This window comes from Kribbella sp. NPDC004875 (assembly GCF_042873375.1).
GTDB lineage: Bacteria > Actinomycetota > Actinomycetes > Propionibacteriales > Kribbellaceae > Kribbella.
Genome location: NZ_JBIALI010000010.1, coordinates 1 through 18,863, shown reverse-complemented (window position 1 = coordinate 18,863; position 18,863 = coordinate 1). Strand labels below are relative to the sequence as shown.

At 69.3% G+C, this 18,863-nt stretch carries 18 protein-coding genes; 15 read left to right on the top strand and 3 right to left on the bottom strand.

Going from position 1 to position 18,863, the window contains the following annotated elements; translation table 11 throughout:
- Positions 1-4: 4 nt before the first annotated feature.
- The 12 genes from ACFYRH_RS39065 (at position 5) to ACFYRH_RS39010 (ending at position 13,641) form a co-directional block, all read left to right on the top strand.
- Entirely contained in the window at positions 5-796 is a 792-nt protein-coding gene (locus ACFYRH_RS39065) for a thymidylate synthase (protein ID WP_387785603.1), read from the top strand.
- Positions 793-1,248, top strand: a complete 456-nt coding sequence (locus tag ACFYRH_RS39060) for a dihydrofolate reductase (RefSeq protein WP_387785600.1) — start codon at positions 793-795, stop codon at positions 1,246-1,248. The genes ACFYRH_RS39065 and ACFYRH_RS39060 overlap by 4 nt, the downstream gene beginning before the upstream one ends.
- Before the next feature lie 262 nt (positions 1,249-1,510).
- Positions 1,511-2,785: a toxic anion resistance protein gene (locus ACFYRH_RS39055; RefSeq protein ID WP_387785598.1), complete on the top strand. Its 1,275-nt coding sequence runs from the start codon at positions 1,511-1,513 to the stop codon at positions 2,783-2,785.
- A gap of 32 nt (positions 2,786-2,817) precedes the next feature.
- On the top strand, positions 2,818-3,459 hold the full coding sequence (locus tag ACFYRH_RS39050; protein ID WP_387785596.1) for a hypothetical protein: 642 nt from the start codon (positions 2,818-2,820) through the stop codon (positions 3,457-3,459).
- Positions 3,456-4,778, top strand: coding sequence for an AAA family ATPase (locus tag ACFYRH_RS39045; protein WP_387785593.1), 1,323 nt, complete (start codon positions 3,456-3,458; stop codon positions 4,776-4,778). The genes ACFYRH_RS39050 and ACFYRH_RS39045 overlap by 4 nt, the downstream gene beginning before the upstream one ends.
- Positions 4,775-6,106, top strand: coding sequence for a hypothetical protein (locus ACFYRH_RS39040; RefSeq protein ID WP_387785591.1), 1,332 nt, complete (start codon positions 4,775-4,777; stop codon positions 6,104-6,106). The genes ACFYRH_RS39045 and ACFYRH_RS39040 overlap by 4 nt, the downstream gene beginning before the upstream one ends.
- Complete coding sequence (locus ACFYRH_RS39035; protein ID WP_387785588.1) at positions 6,103-7,083, top strand: glutamate ABC transporter substrate-binding protein; 981 nt, start codon at positions 6,103-6,105, stop codon at positions 7,081-7,083. Before ACFYRH_RS39040 ends, ACFYRH_RS39035 begins: the two co-directional genes overlap by 4 nt.
- Positions 7,080-8,195, top strand: coding sequence for a hypothetical protein (locus ACFYRH_RS39030; protein ID WP_387785587.1), 1,116 nt, complete (start codon positions 7,080-7,082; stop codon positions 8,193-8,195). Before ACFYRH_RS39035 ends, ACFYRH_RS39030 begins: the two co-directional genes overlap by 4 nt.
- Entirely contained in the window at positions 8,192-10,555 is a 2,364-nt protein-coding gene (locus ACFYRH_RS39025; protein ID WP_387785585.1) for a tetratricopeptide repeat protein, read from the top strand. Before ACFYRH_RS39030 ends, ACFYRH_RS39025 begins: the two co-directional genes overlap by 4 nt.
- Positions 10,552-11,613 carry a protein phosphatase 2C domain-containing protein gene (locus ACFYRH_RS39020; RefSeq protein WP_387785582.1) on the top strand — a complete coding sequence of 354 codons (1,062 nt, stop codon included), beginning with the start codon at positions 10,552-10,554 and terminating at the stop codon, positions 11,611-11,613. Before ACFYRH_RS39025 ends, ACFYRH_RS39020 begins: the two co-directional genes overlap by 4 nt.
- A 37-nt stretch (positions 11,614-11,650) precedes the next feature.
- The gene (locus ACFYRH_RS39015; protein WP_387785580.1) at positions 11,651-12,928 is read left to right on the top strand and encodes a VWA domain-containing protein; all 1,278 of its coding nucleotides are present in this window, start codon (positions 11,651-11,653) and stop codon (positions 12,926-12,928) included.
- Between the two features lie 224 nt (positions 12,929-13,152).
- On the top strand, positions 13,153-13,641 hold the full coding sequence (locus tag ACFYRH_RS39010) for an FHA domain-containing protein (protein WP_387785577.1): 489 nt from the start codon (positions 13,153-13,155) through the stop codon (positions 13,639-13,641).
- A gap of 49 nt (positions 13,642-13,690) precedes the next feature.
- Here ACFYRH_RS39010 and ACFYRH_RS39005 read toward each other — a convergent pair whose 3' ends face one another.
- Positions 13,691-14,152 (bottom strand): hypothetical protein, encoded by a 462-nt coding sequence (locus ACFYRH_RS39005; RefSeq protein WP_387785574.1) that lies wholly within the window; start codon positions 14,150-14,152, stop codon positions 13,691-13,693.
- A gap of 95 nt (positions 14,153-14,247) precedes the next feature.
- Positions 14,248-15,189, bottom strand: coding sequence for a GNAT family N-acetyltransferase (locus ACFYRH_RS39000; RefSeq protein WP_387785571.1), 942 nt, complete (start codon positions 15,187-15,189; stop codon positions 14,248-14,250).
- A 215-nt stretch (positions 15,190-15,404) separates the two neighbouring features.
- Here ACFYRH_RS39000 and ACFYRH_RS38995 point away from each other — a divergent pair, with 215 nt between their 5' ends.
- The 3 genes from ACFYRH_RS38995 to ACFYRH_RS38985 all read left to right on the top strand — a co-directional run bounded on the left by ACFYRH_RS38995 (position 15,405) and on the right by ACFYRH_RS38985 (position 17,806).
- On the top strand, positions 15,405-15,827 hold the full coding sequence (locus tag ACFYRH_RS38995; RefSeq protein WP_387785570.1) for a ribonuclease domain-containing protein: 423 nt from the start codon (positions 15,405-15,407) through the stop codon (positions 15,825-15,827).
- A gap of 66 nt (positions 15,828-15,893) precedes the next feature.
- Complete coding sequence (locus ACFYRH_RS38990; RefSeq protein WP_387785567.1) at positions 15,894-16,865, top strand: glycoside hydrolase family 6 protein; 972 nt, start codon at positions 15,894-15,896, stop codon at positions 16,863-16,865.
- Positions 16,866-17,152: 287 nt separating this feature from the next.
- Positions 17,153-17,806, top strand: coding sequence for a hypothetical protein (locus tag ACFYRH_RS38985; protein WP_387785565.1), 654 nt, complete (start codon positions 17,153-17,155; stop codon positions 17,804-17,806).
- Here ACFYRH_RS38985 and ACFYRH_RS38980 read toward each other — a convergent pair.
- Positions 17,803-18,282, bottom strand: coding sequence for an AAA family ATPase (locus ACFYRH_RS38980; RefSeq protein ID WP_387785563.1), 480 nt, complete (start codon positions 18,280-18,282; stop codon positions 17,803-17,805). The two genes, ACFYRH_RS38985 and ACFYRH_RS38980, sit on opposite strands and share 4 nt — an antisense overlap.
- Between the last annotated feature and the right edge of the window lie 581 nt (positions 18,283-18,863).

The window sequence follows — 18,863 nt, the reverse complement described above, 5'->3', positions numbered from 1 at the left end:
CGGCATGCGGCAGTACCTCGATCTCCTCCAGCATGTGCTCGACCACGGCGCCGAGAAGGGGGATCGGACCGGGACAGGCACGCTGAGTGTGTTCGGGTACCAGTCGCGGTACGACCTCCGCGAGGGGTTCCCGGCGGTGACGACGAAGAAGCTGCATCTGCGGTCGGTGATCGGCGAGCTGATCTGGTTCCTCAGCGGCTCGACGAACATCAAGTGGCTGCACGAGAACAACATCAGCATCTGGGACGAGTGGGCCGACGAGAACGGCGAGCTCGGCCCGGTGTACGGGTACCAGTGGCGCTCCTGGCCGACCCCGGACGGACGGCACGTCGACCAGATCACCAAGCTCGTCGAGTCGATCAAGACCAACCCGGACTCGCGCCGGCACATCGTCAGCGCGTGGAACGTCGCGGACGTGGACGACATGGCGTTGCCGCCGTGTCACACCATGTTCCAGTTCTACGTCGCGGACGGACGGCTGTCCTGCCAGCTGTACCAGCGGTCGGCCGACATCTTCCTGGGTGTGCCGTTCAACATCGCGTCGTACGCGCTGCTCACGCACATGGTCGCGCAGCAGACCGGTCTCGAGGTGGGTGACTTCGTGCACACCCTCGGCGACGCGCACCTGTACCTGAACCACCTCGACCAGGCCCGCCTGCAGCTGACCCGCGAGCCCCGGCCGCTGCCGACGCTGGAGCTGACGAAGCGCGACTCGATCGACGCCTACGAGATCGCCGACGTCCAGCTGGCCGGCTACGACCCGCACCCGGGGATCAAGGCGCCCATCGCCGTATGAGTCTCATCCTGATCGCCGCGGTCGGACGCAACGGTGTGATCGGGCGGGACAACGACCTGCCCTGGCGGATCCGCGAAGACCTGCAGCGTTTCAAGCAGCTCACCCTCGGCCACACGCTGGTGATGGGCCGCAAGACGTACGACTCGATCGGCCGCCCGCTCCCGGGACGGCGTACCGTCGTCGTCACGCGCCAGCCCGACTGGTCCGCCGACGGCGTCGACGTCACCCACTCCCTGGACGACGCCCTGCGGTACGACGGCACGCTCTACGTGGCCGGCGGCGGCGAGATCTACCGCCAGTCCCTCCCGCACGCCACCCACCTCGAACTCACCGAGGTCCACCAGTCCCCCGAGGGCGACGTCACCTTCCCCACCATCGACGCGGCAGACTGGACCGAAACAGCCCGCGACCCGCGCGACGGCTTCTCCTTCGTCAGTTATCGCCGCAGCTAGGTGGGGTCTGGTGATCACACGCCGTAGCGAGCAGGTGCTCGGTGTGGTAGCTCGGTGGGCGGGAGCGAAGGGCTCGATGCGGAGCATCGTGACCTTTGCTCACGCGCAGCGAGGTGCCGCACCGAGTACCGCGCAGTAGGCGTGTGATCACCAGACCCCACCTCGCAACGAGTAGCTAACGACTGGGCCGGGAAGACCTGGAACCGCGTAGATTGGGCGCGCGTCACGGAGGTACCAGGGTGGCCTCTCGGAGGGGAAGACGATGACTGAAGCTGACAACACCGCAGGTGCGGCCGCTGCTCAGCCTGCCGCCGCACAGCCGGCCGCGGCGCCGCTGCAGCCGCCGACCGCGACTGCGCCGGGCCTGATACTGACCGCGCCGCCGCCGTCACAGCCAGTCGCGGAAACCGCGGCGCCGAGTATGGCGCCCGCGGTCGACCCGGCCGCGTTGCCGGGGCTGGACACCAAGGTCGACACGTTCCTGAACTCGCTGATGGCCGCCGAGCCGCGGTCGCCGGAGTTCGCCGCGAAGGCGAGTGACGTCCGCAGCATGGGCGACGTCGACATCCGCGCCGCCGCCGAGAGCTCGAACCGGCTGCTGCAGTCCCCGGTGAAGGCGCTGCAGAGCGGTGGCCTGTCGGAGGGCTCGACCGTCGGCAAGACGCTGCTCGAACTCCGCCGTACGGTCGAGGACCTGGACCCGAAGGAAGCGAGCGGCCCGAAGAAGCTGCTCGGGATGATCCCGTTCGGCGACAAGATCGAGGACTATTTCCGCAAGTACCAGAGTGCGCAGAGCCACCTCGAGGGCATCCTGCACAGCCTGCGCAACGGCCAGGACGAGCTCGGCAAGGACAACGCCGCGCTGAACCTGGAGAAGCAGAACCTCTGGGACGCGATGACCCGGCTCAACCAGTACGTGTACGTCGCGGAGCGCCTCGACGCGCGACTGTCCGCGGCGATCGCGGAGCTGGAGGCGACGAACCCGGACAAGGCGAAGGCGTTCCGCGAGGACGTGCTGTTCTACGTCCGGCAGAAGCACCAGGACCTGCTCACCCAGCTCGCGGTCTCGATCCAGAACTACCTGGCCATCGACATCGTGATCAAGAACAACATCGAGCTGATCAAGGGCGTCGACCGCGCGTCGACCACCACGGTCTCGGCCTTGCGGACCGCGGTCATCGTGGCGCAGGCGCTCGGCAACCAGAAGCTCGTGCTGGACCAGATCACCGCGCTGAACACCACGACCAGCGGGATGATCGAGCGCACCTCGGAGATGCTCCGGGACAACTCGGTCGCGATCCAGCAGCAGGCCGCTTCGGCGACGATCGGGCTGCCGCAGTTGCAGGCCGCGTTCGCGAACATCTACGCCACGATGGACGCGATCGACACCTTCAAGGTCGAGGCGCTCGACAACATGGCCGCAACGATCGGCACGCTGGAGACCGAGGTGACCAAGTCGCGCTCGTACCTGGACCGGGTCGCGAGTCAGAACCAGCAGGTCGTGCACGGCAGCCTCGACCTCGACCTCGGTCGCTGACACCAACTCACCACCTGGAGACGGGGGACTGCATGGCGCTCGGTGACTTCTTCGCACGGCTGACCGGCCGTAAGGAGGAGCCCGAGCCTGCCCCCGTACCCCGGCCGCCGACGAACGACGACCTGCTGGCGGCGCTGGTCCGCGTCGAGCAGCTGGTCGCGGGCGGCGCCGTACCGGCGGTCGTCGCGTCGCGGGTCGGGCGGGTGGTCCGGGTGGTGCGGGAGACGATCCCGCGGCTCGGCAACCTGGGCGGCAGTGCGCAGGCGTACTCCGTGATGGCGACGGCGACCGACTACCTGCCGGAGGCGATCGGCGGCTACCTGCGGCTGCCGCGGCAGTGGGCCGACACCCGGCCGGTGGACCGCGGCAAGACGTCGCTGATGATCCTGATCGACCAGTTGGACCTCTTGGCAGCGACGATGGACAAGGTCTTCGACGCGGTGAACCGCGCCGACGCGGCGGCGCTGATCGCCCATGGCAGGTTCCTGCAGGAGAAATTCGGCACCGGCTCCACCGGCGGAGGCTTGGCGCTCGGCCCGACCGAGTCGACCCCAGCACCGCCCACAGCACCCAACACGGGGCCGAACAGCACTCCGAACACCGGACCGGCCGCTGGACCGAGCAGCGGACCGGCGGGGCCGTTGACACCACCACCTGGACGAGGAGGGACATGACCGGCGCGGGGGGAAGCTCGCTGCAGCAGGCGCTGTCCGCGCTGCTGGAGGTCGCCGGCCGCGCCGGGATCGCGGAGGACCGGGCCCGGTCCGAGGCGCTGGCGCTGGCCGCCGCGCTGGCGGAGTCGGCGCCGGGCGCACCCGCCGACTGGGGCAAAGCGGTCGACGACGCGACGACCCAGGACTTCTTCGACGCGGCCGTCCGCGGCCGGCGGTGGCGTGGCGCGCCGACGGCCGTGCTGAGCGAGTTGATCGCGGCGGGTTCGACCGAGAAGGCGGCGTACGCCGAAGCTCTCGCGGAGATCGCGTCCGCGGCGTGCACGTTGGGTGAACCAACGATGCGGGTCATCGGAAACGCTTCGGTGGCAGCCGCGGCACAACTGCAGGCCGCCGGCGCACGACCGCTTCAGGTCACCCCGACTCCTGCTCCCACCGCTCCCCCCGCACAGGAAACTCCGAAGGCCGAAGAGGTTCCGGAGAAGACGGTTGAGGAGTTGCTGGCCGAGCTCGACGAGCTGACGGGACTTGCCCGGGTGAAGCGGGAAGTGCATCGGCAGGTCGCCGTACTGCGGGTCGAGAAGTTGCGGACCGAGGCGGGGCTGAAGAGCGCGACGATCACCCGGCACCTGGTGTTCGTGGGGAATCCCGGGACCGGGAAGACGACCGTCGCGCGGCTTGTGAGCGGGATCTACAAGGCGCTCGGCCTGCTGTCCAAGGGACAACTGGTCGAGGTCGACCGGTCCGAACTCGTCGCCGGTTACCTCGGGCAGACCGCGACGAAGACCGCCGAGGTCGTCGAGTCCGCGGCGGGCGGCGTGCTGTTCATCGACGAGGCGTACAGCCTGACCGCCGGTGACAACGGCGCCGACCAGTACGGACGCGAGGCCGTCGACACGCTGGTCAAGGAGATGGAGGACCGGCGCGACGACCTGGTCGTGATCGTTGCCGGGTACCCCGGGCCGATGGCCGCGTTCATCGCCGCGAACCCCGGACTCGCCAGCCGGTTCCGGACCACGATCGAGTTCGAGAACTACAGCGACGACGAGCTGACCGACATCCTCACCGGGCTCGCGGAAGCGGCCGACTACGAGTTGGTGCCGGAAGCGCTGGAGCGGTTCCACGAGATTCTCACCGCGACGCCGCGGGACGGTTCGTTCGGTAACGGGCGGTTTGCCCGCAACGTGCTGGAGGCCGCGATCGGCCGGCAGGCCTGGCGGTTGCGCGACGTGACGGCACCGACGACCGAGCAGTTGCGTCAGATCGTGGCGACGGATCTCGACGAGGACGAAGAACAAGCCGAGCAAGGAGTACAGGCGTGACCCAGACGCAGAGTGCGCCGCCCGCGACCTGGTCGCCGGGTGCGGTGCAGCAGGCGACGGCCGGCCAGGCCCAGGGCGGTCAGGTCCAGGGCCGGCGCGGCGCGGTCGCCCAGTGGTTCGCGGGTACGCCGGGCCGGATGCGCGCGCTCCTGATCATCGCCGCCGCGATGAGCGTGGTCTTCGGACTCGCCGCGGCGCAGGGCTTCAGCCAGTCCGACGGCGCGCTCGACCGCGCGCAGGCGAACGCCGCGCAACTGGTCCGCATCCAGGCGATCCACACCAACCTGGTCAGCGCGAACGCCGACGCGACGAACGCGTTCCTGGTCGGCGGTCTCGAGCCGCCGGACCAGCGCCAGCACTACGTCGACTCGATGGCCGCGGCCGCCGGGCTGATCTCCGACGCCGCCAGCGCACAGCCCGCGGACCGCGAGGCACTCGGTGCGCTGAACAAGACCCTGATCACGTACGAAGGTCTGATCGAGCAGGCCCGGGCGAACAACCGCCAGGGGTTGCCGATCGGCTCGCAGTACCTGAAGGACGCCAACTCGGTCCTGCAGGAGAACTCGCTCCCCCTCGTGAAGGCACTCGTCGAGGCGAACGAGAAGCGGGTCGACACCGAGTTCGACGGGATCAGCTACGGCACCATCTGGATCGTCGTCGGCGGCGTGCTCGCACTGGTCGTCTTCGGCATCACGCTGCGCTGGCTGGCCGGCCGTACGCACCGCTACCTCAACGTCCCGATCGCCGCCGGCGCACTCCTCGTGCTGCTGACGACCGTGATCGGTGGGGTCGCGCTGGCGAGCGCGTCCGGCGCGGCGAAGGACACGCGCAGCACGGAGTACGAACGCACCCTCGCACTGTCGCGCGCCCGTATCGCGGCGTACGACGCCCGCTCGAACGAAAGCCTCACGCTGATCGCCCGCGGCTCGGGTGACAACTTCGACCAGGCGTACAACGCGGCGGCCGGGCAGGTTAACGAACAGCTCGGCAAGCTCGGCACGACCGACATGAGCCTGCGGAACCTGTGGAACGAGTACTCGACGGTCCACGCCAGGATCCGGCAGACCGACGCCAAGGACGGCAACTGGGACGGTGCCGTCGCGATGGCGGTCGGCGGCGACAAAAGCTTCAACTCCGTCGACACGTTCAAGGCCTTCGACACCGCGTCGAACGAGCAGCTCAACGACACGAGTACGGCGGTGCAGAGCCGACTGTCCGACGCTCGGGACGGACTGCCGCCGATCGGCTGGCTCGGCGTACCGATCGGCATCGTCGCCGCTCTGCTCGTCGCCTGGGGCATGTCGCAGCGCCTGGAGGAGTACCGATGAAGAAACTGATCCCGATCGCCGCCACCGCGGCCCTGCTCCTCACCGCCTGCGGCAACGGCAACTACGCCGCGACCCAGCTGCCGCCTGCGCCCGCGCCGACTACCCCGTCGGCCGCGCCGGCAACGCCGTCGAGCTGCGACAAGACCACCGAGCTGCAGTCGTACCAGCCCGAGGGCCCGCTGCCCGCGCCGAACCAGATGCCGGCGGGTACGACGATGGCGGACATCCAGGCGCGCGGCCGGTTGATCGCCGGGGTCTCGGCGGACAGCCTGCACCTCGGTGCGCGGAACCCGCTGACCGGCGTGATCGAGGGCTTCGACATCGACATGGTGAAGGCGGTCGCCACGGCAATCTTCGGCACCTGGAAGGGTCACCTCGAGCTCCGGGTGATCTCCAGCCCACAGCGGATCCCGTCGCTGCAGAACAAGAGCGTCGACATCGTCGCACGGAACATGACGATCAACTGCGAGCGCTGGCAGCAGATCGCGTTCTCGGCGGAGTACTACCGCTCCGGCCAGAAGACGCTGGTCCAGAGTGACTCCAAGGCCACCAAGCTGGCCGACCTGTCCGACCAGACGATCTGCGCCCCGGCCGGGTCGACCAGCCTGGACAACCTGAAGAAGGCGAACCCGAAGATCAAGCCCGTCACCGCCGACACCGACACCGGGTGCCTGGTGCTGTTCCAGCAGGGCAAGGCTGCCGGGATCAGCGGCGATGACACAGTGCTGGCCGGTGACGCCGCCCAGGACCCGTACGCGAAGGTGCTGAAGGAGCGGATCAGCGATGAGCCCTACGGCCTGGGCATCAACAAGGACAACGTCGATTTCGTCCGGTTCGTGAACGGTGTGCTCGAGCAGATGAAGCAGACGAAGCCCGGCAAGAAGACGTCGGACTGGATGATCTCGTACGACAAGTGGCTGGCCCCGGATCTGGGCGCGCTCACGACCCCACCGACGCCCGCCTACGGACGCTCATGACCGTTCGTACGCCGATTGTCTCGGCGCCCGCTTCGCCGGGGAGGATGGGGAGTGGCGTTCCGGCTTCGGAGCTGCTGGCCTATTTGAACGCTCTCGGGGAGTGGCGGGATCGGCGGAAGGCCGAGTTGGACGAGTTGGATCAGGCTGCTCTGCATGCGGCCGAGGCGGACGCGCTGAGTGCGGACGTCGTGCTCAGCATGACGGTCTGGAAGGCGGTCTCGGATCGGTACGAGCTGATCCTGGTGACCTGGGACTCGGGCCGGGTCGGCGCGAAGGAGACCGAGCAGATCTCGGCGCTGATCTGGGGTGGGCTGGATGCCGGCGCGGCCGGCGGCTCGCTCGCGGTTTCGTTGCCCGAGGCATGCAAACTGTCCGACGCACTGGCCTCCAGCCTGCGCGCGAAGCTCGCGCTGGAGCCCGGCGACGCCGACCTCGCCGCCCGCCTCCGGCAACTGCGCGCCCAGGTCGAGCGAATCAGTGACCTGGTCAAGCAGGAGCCCGCGAACGTCCGCGACAAGGCGCTCGCCGAACACCACGACCTCGACCGTCGCCTGATCGACCTTGCCGACCGCAACAAACGCGGCGCCGACATCGGCGGGCTCATCGGCCCGCTCGAACTCGACGCGGCCAAGGCCGAACGCGACCTGATCGTCGGCGCCGCGACCCGCAAGGAACGCGCCGCCGATGTGGCCCGCGCCCGCGCGCTGCGAGGCGAGCTCGAGGCCCAAGGTACGGCGGTCCGCGCGCTCGCCGACAAGACCGTCGCGACGGTCAGTCCGGCCCCGCGCCTCGCCGTACCGGATGTGACCGCGCTCGGAGCGGTGCCGAACACCCCGGCGGAGCTGGCCCAGTACCTGACCCGGCTGGACGCCGTGCGGCGGGCGCTCGGGCAGGCGCAGGCGGCGTACGGCGCGGCGCTCGGGCGACGGGACGAACTGACCCAGCTGCTGGACGCCTATCAGGTCAAGGCGGCAAGTGTTGCCCCGGGCAACGAGGATCTCGCCGAGCTGTACCGGCGCGGCCGAGCGGTGATCGAGGCCGAGCCGGTGGACCTGGCTCGCCTCGGTGCACTGGTAGCGGCCTACCAGGCCTACCTGGAAGGAACGAAATGACGACCTGCACCCAGCCTGGCTGCACCGGCTCGATCGTGGACGGGTACTGCGACGTCTGCGGCTCCCCCGCCGCCGCGCCGGCTGCGTCGGCTCCCGCGACGGGCGCCTGCACCCAGCCCGGTTGCACCGGCACGTACGTCGACGGGTACTGCGACGTCTGCGGCTCGCCCGCGCCCGACGGCTCGTCCAGCCCCTCGGCTGTCTCCGGCGCTCCCGCCGTCGTCCACGAGGCGGACCCGCTCAGCAGCCCGTCGACGGTCTCTCGCGCGTCCAACCGCCTGGCCTCGACGCCGCTCGGTTCGGCCCGCGCGGCGCAGGCCGGCTCGAAGCTGACCCGCAAGCTCGGTACGTCGTCCACGCGGCTGCGCGGCGCGCGCCTCGGTGCCGGACTGACGCAGGTACCGTCGATCCCCGCGATCGACGCGAGCAAGGCGATCCTGGCGAACCCGATGGTCCCGGAGGACCGCCGGAACTGCCCGAGCTGCGGCAACCCGGTCGGCCGGTCCCGCAACGGACAGCCCGGCCGCACCGAGGGCTTCTGCCCGAAGTGCCGCAACCGGTTCTCGTTCGCGCCGAAGCTGAAGGACGGCGACCTGGTCGGCGGCCAGTACCTGGTCCGCGGCTGCCTGGCGCACGGTGGTTTCGGCTGGATCTACCTGGCCCAGGACAAGAACGTGTCCGACCGCTGGGTGGTGCTGAAGGGCCTGCTGAACTCCGAGGACCCGGACGCGGTCGCGGCGGCGATCGCCGAGCAGCAGTTCCTGGCCCGCGTCGAGCACCCGTTGATCGTCGAGATCTACAACTTCGTCACCCACGACGGCGCCGGCTACATCGTGATGGAGTACGTCGGCGGCACGTCGCTGAAGACGTTGCTCAAGCAACGGATGGCGGAGAACCACGGGCAGTACAACGCCCTGCCGATCGACCAGGCGATCGCGTACCTGCTGGAGATCCTGCCCGCGTTCTCGTACCTGCACGACCTCGGCCTGGTGTACTGCGACTTCAAGCCGGACAACATCATCCAGGTCGGTGACGCGGTCAAGCTGATCGACCTCGGTGGTGTCCGGCGGATCGACGACCTCGACTCGGCGATCTACGGAACGGTCGGTTTCCAGGCCCCCGAGGTCGCCGAGGTCGGCCCGTCGGTTGCCTCCGACATCTACACGCTCGGCCGGACACTGTGCGTGCTGGCGATGGAGTTCCGCGGTTACCAGGGCCGGTACGTCGACTCGCTGCCGCCGGTCGGCGAAGTACCGCTGTTCCAGAAGTACGACTCGGTGTACCGCCTGCTGGCCAAGGCGTGCGCGAAGGACCCTGCGGACCGTTTCCAGTCCGCTGACGAGTTCCGCGTGCAGCTTCTCGGCGTACTGCGTGAGGTGGTGGCGGACAAGCAGGGCGTCAAGGCGGCCCAGCACTCGGCGTCCTCGCTGCTGTTCGGGACGCCGGGCGACAAGGCAGCCGGACTGGGTGAGGCGGCCGCGCCGTGGCAGCAGCTGCCGTCACTGGCGCCGGACGAGGGCGACAAGATGGCCGGCTGGCTCAAGACGGTCAGCGTGCCGGACCCGGCCAAGCGGCTGGAGCTGCTGGTCGACGCACCGGAGCAGTCCCCGCAGACGCTGCTGGAGGTCGCTGAGGCCGCTCTGGAGATCGGACCGGAGCGTTACGACATGGTCGACACGGCGGTGGCCGACCTGCTCAACTCCGACCCGTGGGAGTGGCGAGCGGTCTGGATGGCCGGACTGGTCGCGCTGGCCCGTGGCGACTCAGCTGCGGCCCAGTCCGCGTTCAACGCCGTCTACGGCCAGGTGCCGGGTGAGCTGGCACCGAAGCTGGCGCTCGCCATCGCCTGTGAACACAGCAACGAGTACGACGTTGCCGAGGGCCTCTACCTGACCTGTGCGCGGACGGACGCCAACTACATCGCACCGTCGGCGTTCGGTCTGGCCACGATCCGGACGCAGCGCAACGACCTGGACGGAGCGCTCGGCGCCCTCGACCTGGTGCCCCGCACCAGCGGCGAGTACGTACGGGCCCGTCGCCAGCGAGCCGGTCTGCTGGCAGGATCGGGGCGTGGCCTTCCCGCGCTCGCCGAGGCGATGGACAGCATCGCGACGCTGACCATCGACCCGGTCGACCGGGCCAACCTGGCCGCGAACGTGTTCCGGACCGCGCTGACCGAGGTCCAGCAGTCCGGTCCGCAGGAGGCTCTGCGGATCGACGGCCGGGCGGCGACCGAGCCCGCTCTGCGGGACGGGCTCGAGGCCACCTACCGGCTGCTGGCCGGCCAGGCCCAGACCCGGCCGGAACGGATCGCCCTGGTCGACCTGGCCAACGAGGTTCGAGGATGGACGTTGCGATGACGAGTAAGACCGAGACGGTCTGCCCAAGCTGTGGCGGCCCGGTGTCCGAGGCAGACCGCTTCTGCGAGGCCTGCGGTACCGAGCTGCCGCAAGCGGCCACACCGAACACGCCGGCGCTGGACACCGACACCGAGCCGACCGTGGAGATCACCACGGCGGCGATTCCGGAGGCGGACCCGGCCGGCCCGTGCAGGTCGTGCGGCGGCACGGTCGGCGCCGACGGGTACTGCGAGACGTGTGGGACCAAGGCCGCGAAGCCGCGGGACCACTTCGAGGAGCAGCCGGCCGCCTGGGTCGCCGGAGTGTGCGACCGCGGGATCCGGCACAGCCGCAACGAGGACGCGATGGCGATCGCCGCGGACGAGGCACCGGGCAGCCGCGCGCTCCTGGTCGTCTGCGACGGGGTCAGCTCGTCGCTCGACTCCGACGTCGCCAGCCTCGCCGCGGCTCGCGCGGCGTGTGAGGTGCTGTCGGCCGGTCACGCGCAGGGTCTCGGGACCGAGTCGTCCCGAAGCAGTGCGATCGCGGCCCGGCTGAAGGCGGCGGCCGACGCTGCGAGTGACGCCGTACTGGACAGCACGAGTCCGGACAGCCCGAACCCGGCGTCCTGCACGTTCGTGGCGGCGGTGCTGGAGGACGGTTTGCTGGTGGCGGGCAATGTCGGGGACAGTCGCGCGTACTGGTTCCCGGACCACGCGGAGGCGGTCGCGCTGACCGTCGACGACTCGTGGGCGGCCGAGCTGATCGCCACCGGGATCTCCCGCGCTGAGGCCGAGTCCGGCCCGCACGCGCACGCGATCACCCGCTGGCTCGGCAAGGACGCGCCCGACCACACGCCGCGGACCATGACGGTCCAGGTGACCGCGCCGGGCTGGCTGCTGGTCTGCTCGGACGGCCTGTGGAACTACTGCTCGGAGGCGGCACCGCTGGCCGACCTCGTACGTCAGACAGCTGCGGGCAACGGTGACGAGCCGAAGGCCACCGCGTCCGCCCTGGTCGACTGGGCGAACGCCCAGGGTGGTCAGGACAACATCACCGTCGCCCTGGCACGGATCTAGCCTTTCCCACCCCACCACCCCAGACAGAGGACCCGAGATGGCCGACTTCACCGCCTCCGTGTACCAGAACGAGTTCCTGCCCGACGGCGGGACCGACGTGCACGCCATCGTCACGGTGAACTGTGCCGGCGCCGGCTCCGCCGGGCAGTCCGGCACCGGTGACGCGGGCGAGATCATCATCGTCGACACCTCCGGCTCGATGGGCCGCGACGGCGTCCAGGCTGCCGCGTTCGCCGCGCAGACCGCGATCGACCAGATCCTCGACGGTGTCTGGTTCGCGGTGATCTCCGGCAACGACCGGGCGCAGCTGGCGTTCCCGCCGTCCGCCGAACCGGTGATGGTCCGGATGGACCAGTACACCCGGCAGGCCGCGAAGGACGCGGTGTCCCGGTTCTACGCCGACGGCGGTACGGCGATGGGCACCTGGCTGCGACTGGCGTCGCGGGTCTTCGCGACCGTGCCGTCGCTGTCGCAGAAGCACGCGATCCTGTTGACCGACGGCGAGAACCAGCACGAGACGCCGGAGGCGCTGACCCAGGCGATCGAGTCGGTGACTGGTCAGTTCCAGTGCGACACCCGCGGCGTCGGCGTGGCCTGGCAGGTCGACGAGGTACGGCGGATCGCGCAGGCGCTGCTCGGGACGGTCGACATCATTCCGGCACCGGACCAGCTGGCCGCCGAGTTCTCCAAGATCATCCAGAACGCGATGAGCCGTGGTGTCGCGCAGGCCGATCTGCGGGTCTGGGCGCCGCAGGGTGCCGAGGTGCTGTTCGTCCGCCAGGTCGCCCCGACGGTCGAGGACCTGACCAGCCGGCGTACGGCGGTCAACCCGCTGACCGGCTCGTACCCGACCGGGTCGTGGGGTGACGAGTCGCGCGACTACCACGTGGCGATCCGGCTGGCCGCTAAGGCGATCGGTCAGGAGCAGCTGGCCGCTCGCGTACAGCTGGTGCTCGGTGACGACGTGGTCGCGCAGGGCCTGGTGAAGGCGCTGTGGTCGGCCGACGAGGCGCTCACCACCCGGATCAGCCCGGAGGTCGCGCACTACACCGGGCAGACCGAGCTGGCGCAGGCGATCCAGGACGGTCTGGCGGCGAAGGCGGCCGGTGACACCGCGACGGCGACCACGAAGCTCGGCCGCGCCGTACAGCTCGCGGCGGCGACCGGGAACGAGGAAGCGACCACGCGGCTGCGCAAGGTCGTGGACATCGACGACCAGGAAACGGGTACGGTGCGGCTCAAGCGCACGGTCGAGAAGGCCGACGAAATGGCGCTCGACACAGCCTCCACCAAGACCACCCGGGTGCGGAAATGACCGTGAACTGTCCGAGCGGACACCCCTCCACGTCAACCGACTACTGCGACGTCTGCGGCCTCCCCATGACCGCAGCTTCGGAGGCAGCTGCCCCAGAAGCTGCGGCAGCTCCTCCTGTTCCGGAAGCAGCTCCAGCTGGGCAGAGCTGTCCTAATTGTTCCGAGCCTGCCTCGGCGGACGCGTTGTTCTGCGAGAACTGCGGCTACGACTTCACCACCGGCACCATGCCGCGTCCGGCGTCACCGCTCGACCTGTCCAGCGGCCCGGCGCCGGCAACCCCGCCCGCACCTGCGGCGGTGGCCGAGTGGGTCGTCGAGCGCTGGGTCGACCCCGACTGGTACGCCGTACAGCAGAGCGACGACCCCTGCCCGTCGCCAGGCCTCCCGGCCGTCATCCCGCTGACCGAGAAGAGCCTGCTGATCGGCCGCCCGTCCCGCAGCCGCGGCATCTCGCCGGAGGTCGACTGCGGCGACGACACCGGCGTCAGCCGCCGCCAGGCCCAGCTCACCACCGACGGCCAGCGCTGGTGGGTCGAGGACCTGCAGTCCTCCAACGGCACGTACGTCGCCTCCGCGGCCGGCCCGCTCCCCGAAACCCCGATCATCCCGGGCCAGCGCCAGGAGCTGAACGCCGACGACCGCATCTACGTCGGCGCCTGGACTCGTCTCGTCGTCCGCAAGGCCACCCCGGAAGAACTCGCCGGCCAGGCCTAGGTGGTGTCTGGCAATTCCGCGCAGTAGGCAGGGAATGGCCAGACACGACCTAAGGAGTAGTGCCGGGCTGGATCTCGCGGGTCCAGCCCGGGGCGGGGTTGAAGCACAGCCACTCGACGGCGGCCGAGCCGAGGACGATCGGGATCGCCCATGCCCACGGCTGGTGCGGAAGGCTGACGATCGCGACGGCCGTCCACAGTGCGATCCAGCCACCGCCGTACCCGCGCAGCACACCGCGGTACCAGAGTCCGCCAGGCGCTTCGGCGGCGCGCTGACCGAAGTACACGAACAGGTACGACGCGACTGTGATCGGCCAGAAGTACCAGAGCCCGCCCCAGTCGTACGGGACCATCACCAGCGCGGTCAGGCAGACCAGCGCGATCGCCCAGTGGTACGTCTCGCCGGCCCAGTTCAGCCGGCGACGGCGCAGCGTCAGGACGATCGCCAACGGACCGAACACGACGGCGAGGCTCCCGGACGCGACGTGCAGGATCAGCGCGATATCACGCATTTCGGCGACTCCCCGACCCCCGAGCCAACTGACATGTCAGGGAGCATAGGGGTCGGGGCGTCGCTCGTCTGCACCTCGAACGGTGCTGGTTCAGGTCAGCTCTCGGGGAACGACAGCACGCGCCGTACGGCGAACTTCCGGTACTTCTGACGCTCGAAACTGTTCGCCATCGGCACGTTCCCGAAGTCGGTGTCGGCGCGCACCTGAGTGGCGCCGAGCTCGGACTGCAGGTGCGTGATCTCGGCCAGCAGGTCGTCGCTGAACCGGTGACCGCGATGCTCCGGCAGGACGCCCAGGTACCCGACCGTCGGGCCGGCCGCGTTCGACGAGGGGATCGCGAACCCGATCAGCTTGCCCTCGCCGTCGTACGCCAGCCGCCACCAGGAGCGGTCGCTGTTCGGCATCGACTTGTAGAGCTCGAGCTCTTCGCGGGCCGAGGCCTCGACACCGACCCGGGCGATCTCCCGCGCGGTCGCGGCGTCCAGGCTGCCCTGGCTGACCTGCATGAACACAGCGACGAACGCCTCGTCGTCGGCCTCGGCGAACCGCAGCCGGGTGGACCGCTCCGGCAGCCCGTACTCCGGCTTCCACTCGTACCGCAGCCGGTCGGTGATCTCGGTCAGACCAGCCGCCGCACCCGCCTGGGAGCGCTGTTCGAGGGCGGTGACGACGTCGGGCTGGTCCTCCCAGTCACTGTCCAGGAAGAAGTGGTACTCCGGCGGCTCGGCACCGGACGGCCGGCTCGCGATGCCGTGCTTGATCAGCTCGGTCCACACCGGGACCGGGTCGCCGTCGCCGTCGCCGGCGTAGTACAAGCCGTCGATGCTGAACGGGTACTCGTCATCCGGGCCGCCCCACCAGATGGCGAGGGCCTGGATCGCGCCGTTCTCCTCGACGACCCAGGTCCAGTCGTGCCGGTAGTAGCCTGCGGCAACGTACTCGCGGTACCGGTCGAGCGTGACGGTGTTGACGGACTGGTTCTCGATGAGAGCAAGGATGGTGTCGAGGTCGGCCTCGACGGTGGTGCGGATGGTCACAGATCCTCCAGAAGGAGGCGCGGCTCCGCTCAGTGCGAGCTGTGCGAGCGGAGGGGACGCGCCGGAAAACAAGTCAGAGTGTTCATCGGTCGCTCCTTCCACTGCGCGGGATGTTCTCGCCGCGGGAGACTCTAGGCCAGCGGCCGGGTCATAGTCCAGCTGTTATTCACAGCTGGGATGTACCGGCGCCACTTCGACGGGGAAGCGTCTCGAGCATGAGAACCCTCATCGCTGCCGTGACCCTGGCGACCACCGCCACCCTCGGGTCCACGGCCTACGCCGCCCCAACCGCCCCGACCACCTCGTCGTACGTCGCGCCGCATGCCGGCACGGCACCGGCCGCGATCGACACCTGTGCACTGAGCTCGCTGCCCTCCCAGGCCTCCGACACCCTCGACCTGATCCACTCCGGCGGGCCGTTCCCGTATCGGCAGGACGGCACGGTGTTCTCGAACCGGGAGGGCATTCTTCCGTCCGAGTCGTCCGGGTACTACCACGAGTACACCGTGATCACGCCCGGCTCACCGGACCGCGGCGCCCGCCGGCTGATCGGCGGCGGCGCGAAGACCACGCCTGAACATGTCTACTACACCAGCGACCACTACGCCTCCTTCTGCGAGGTCGACGAGAACAGCTGAGGCGTCTGAGAGTAATGTCGTCGGCACGTTGGGTGATCGCTCCGTGGACGGAAGGATTCTTCACCGATGCCGACTCTGCGTCCTGTGCGTCCGGTCCTGCGGTCGGTGACCGCAGGACTCGTGCTGTCCGCCGCACTCTTCGGCTTCGGCCGGCCCGAATCCGGGCTGGCCGAAGCGACCGGCGATCCGCTGAAGCTGACCAGCGGGATGTACGCGGACCCGGCTTCCTCGGCGGCGGCCTACGTACGACGGCATCCGGAGGACACCGAACTCGCGTCGAAGATCGCATCCCAGCCGTCGGCGCGCTGGCTCGGCGCCTGGAGCGGCGACGTGAAGGCGGGCGTGACGGCGTACACGACGGCTGCGGACCAGGCCGGCAAGCTCCCGGTACTGGTGACGGACAACCTGCCCGGGCGGCAGTGCGGGATCGGGGGCGGTGCGCCGACTGCCGCGGCGTACCGACAGTGGATCGCGGCCGTCTCGGACGGAATCGGGGCGCGGCCCGCGGTGCTGGTTCTCGAGCCGGACGCGCTGGCGCGCCTCGACTGCTATCCGACGTCGGAGTGGGACGGGCGGCTCGCGCTCCTGAAGTACGCCGTCGGGCTGCTCGCGGTGAAGAACCCGAACACGTGGACGTATCTCGACGCGGGCAACGCGACGTCCGGCGACGCGAAGGAGATGGCACGCCGGCTGCGGCTCGCCGATGTCGGCAAGGTCCGCGGGTTCGCCCTGAACACCGCGAACTACTTCACCACCGACCAGTCCGTCGCTCGCGGCACGGAGATTCTGAAGGCGCTCGGCGGCGGCACCCACTACGTCATCGACACCAGCCGGAACGGCAACGGCTCCGACGGCAGCTCCTGCAACCCACCTGCCAGGAAACTCGGCACAGCGCCTGCCAAGTCGACGTCGCCGGTCGATCTGCACCTCTGGCTGCGTACCCCCGGAGAATCCGACGGGCCGTGCGGGCTCACGCCGGACCTACCCACTCGAGCCTTCTCGCCACTGCTTGCGCATCACCTGATCAGCGGCACCTGAGTCGTCGGGGCGGGGCGGGCCCGATCACGTCGCCCGCGCGCGGCTTGACAGTTGTCCAGATTTCGATGCGTTGTTACCAAAATCGGACCCCGGTGCTGCCCCTCGACCGGGGAGTGCAGCAGACTGGTGCGGTGATCGTTCCGGAGCGCCGCCGTACCCCCTCACACCGAGTAGGCGGACCTCTGGTCAAGCGGTCGTATGACGGCGTACCGTCGCCTGCATCCGGCCCGCTCCCGGGCTTGGTGTCACCTCCGCAGCACCGACCGCCTCATGATCGGAGGGCGTGAATGGCTTCCTGGCTGCTCCGCGCCCAATGGTCGCACCGTGACGAATCCGTCGAGCACCGCGCACTCCGCGTCGGGCGGACGCTGACCGCGGTCGCTGTCGCGTTTCCCGACGTACACAACTGGACCCAGGACGAGCGCTGGGGATACCACGTCCTCGAGGCGGACGGTTCGACGCCGCTGCAGGAGATGGTCGAGGCGACCACGAAGGTGCTCGCGAACGGCACGAGTACGACCCGTCTGCACCTGCAGAGCACCGGCGACCTCCCGTGGCTGTTCGATCTGTCCATGGGCGGCACGATGACGACGATCTCGGATCAGCTCACGCTGCACTGGAGCGACGAGGACGCACTGCTGCAGTCGGAGCGGTTCGCCCAGGTCCTCCGCGCGGTCGTGACGATCTGGGAACCGCAGTGGGCCAGCATCGCCGACACCGAGCTCGCGGCAGCCGCCGGCGTGTTCCGGCGCGGCATCCCGATGATGGGCTGGCTCACGTACGTCCGTGGCATGGTGGCCGGCGCACCGGGTATCGACATCGACCTCACGCCGTACGAGCGTGGCACCCTGCTGCAGGCACCGGTGTCCCCCGTCGACCTGACGCCGGTCCACATCTGCGCCGCGGCCGCGCTCGTCGGCATCGCGCCTCAGGAAAGCTAGTCCGTCACGACGCGCTGCCGGTCCCAGCGGCCGAGCTCCTCCGCGGTCGGCACCTCGAACTTCGTCTGGTACTCGAGAAGCTCGTCCCGAGTGATCCGGAACGTGCCCGGCGGGAGATTCGCGTTCCGCTTGTCGATCCGCTCCCACAGCACGTCGAACGGCGGGTTCAGCAGGATGATCTCTGTGGTCGCGCCGAGCTCGTGGGCTCTGGTGCGGAAGAGATCTCGTTCTTCCATGGACCAGCAGCCGTAGTCGAGGATCACGTCGACGCCGAGCACCAGCATTCTGGCGGCAACACCCCAGAACATCTCCGACTCGAGGACCCAGCGTCGTCCGTCGACCTCGTTGGTGTTGAACAGTGCCTGCATCCATTCGTCAGGCGTCAGTCTGAGCGCATCACGCTCTTCCTCGAGCCGGCGAGACCAGAACGTCTTTCCCGCGCCCGGGAGTCCTACAAGCAAGACCAGTACAGCCATCCCCAGAGCCTAGTGTCCTGAGTCGGAGGCGCGGCGACTGATTTCGGTGGTCAGGTGCGTGCATCGCGGTGCGTGGTCAGTGGCCTCGATGCGGAGCATCGTGGGCGCTGGCCACGTGCCGTGAGGTGCGTGCCTGGGCGCCGAAAGCGCCGTCGAACCTCCCACTCAGGACACTAGTGCCGCGTCAAGAAGCCTTCGGTTGTCAGGCCCTTGCCGCCCCTGACAGCGATGACCTCAGCCGGCTCTGCACGCGCCGTCGTGGCGCCGTTTTAGTCTGGCGCCGTTTTAGGGGTTCACCTCAGAAATGGTCCGTTCCCACGCGGCATGCCAACTGCTCAGGGACAACATCAGGGGTGAACCGCTCGAATGCCTGGCTGGGGAGACTCTCCAGGGTCGGATAACCGGGGGACGCGCTGAGCTGATGGACGACCTCAACGTTTCTTGTCACGGCACTAGGACATCCCAGGCTGTGGGGGATCTACTCAGACAAATGTTAAGGGCCACCCCGGATGGGGTGGCCCTTAACAGTGTGAATGTCCGGCGGCGTCCTACTCTCCCACGACCTCCCGGTCGCAGTACCA

Bases quoted from the DNA above. Each gene is read 5' to 3' on its own strand.
- ACFYRH_RS39065 (WP_387785603.1), top strand. From the start codon at position 5: ATGCGGCAGTACCTCGATCTCCTCCAGCATGTGCTCGACCACGGCGCC.
- ACFYRH_RS39005 (WP_387785574.1), bottom strand. From the start codon at position 14,152: ATGCGTGATATCGCGCTGATCCTGCACGTCGCGTCCGGGAGCCTCGCC.
- ACFYRH_RS39050 (WP_387785596.1), top strand. From the start codon at position 2,818: ATGGCGCTCGGTGACTTCTTCGCACGGCTGACCGGCCGTAAGGAGGAG.
- ACFYRH_RS38995 (WP_387785570.1), top strand. From the start codon at position 15,405: ATGAGAACCCTCATCGCTGCCGTGACCCTGGCGACCACCGCCACCCTC.
- ACFYRH_RS39060 (WP_387785600.1), top strand. From the start codon at position 793: ATGAGTCTCATCCTGATCGCCGCGGTCGGACGCAACGGTGTGATCGGG.
- ACFYRH_RS39035 (WP_387785588.1), top strand. From the start codon at position 6,103: ATGAAGAAACTGATCCCGATCGCCGCCACCGCGGCCCTGCTCCTCACC.
- ACFYRH_RS39020 (WP_387785582.1), top strand. From the start codon at position 10,552: ATGACGAGTAAGACCGAGACGGTCTGCCCAAGCTGTGGCGGCCCGGTG.
- ACFYRH_RS39045 (WP_387785593.1), top strand. From the start codon at position 3,456: ATGACCGGCGCGGGGGGAAGCTCGCTGCAGCAGGCGCTGTCCGCGCTG.
- ACFYRH_RS39025 (WP_387785585.1), top strand. From the start codon at position 8,192: ATGACGACCTGCACCCAGCCTGGCTGCACCGGCTCGATCGTGGACGGG.
- ACFYRH_RS39015 (WP_387785580.1), top strand. From the start codon at position 11,651: ATGGCCGACTTCACCGCCTCCGTGTACCAGAACGAGTTCCTGCCCGAC.
- ACFYRH_RS39055 (WP_387785598.1), top strand. From the start codon at position 1,511: ATGACTGAAGCTGACAACACCGCAGGTGCGGCCGCTGCTCAGCCTGCC.
- ACFYRH_RS38990 (WP_387785567.1), top strand. From the start codon at position 15,894: ATGCCGACTCTGCGTCCTGTGCGTCCGGTCCTGCGGTCGGTGACCGCA.
- ACFYRH_RS38980 (WP_387785563.1), bottom strand. From the start codon at position 18,282: ATGGCTGTACTGGTCTTGCTTGTAGGACTCCCGGGCGCGGGAAAGACG.
- ACFYRH_RS38985 (WP_387785565.1), top strand. From the start codon at position 17,153: ATGGCTTCCTGGCTGCTCCGCGCCCAATGGTCGCACCGTGACGAATCC.
- ACFYRH_RS39010 (WP_387785577.1), top strand. From the start codon at position 13,153: ATGCCGCGTCCGGCGTCACCGCTCGACCTGTCCAGCGGCCCGGCGCCG.
- ACFYRH_RS39030 (WP_387785587.1), top strand. From the start codon at position 7,080: ATGACCGTTCGTACGCCGATTGTCTCGGCGCCCGCTTCGCCGGGGAGG.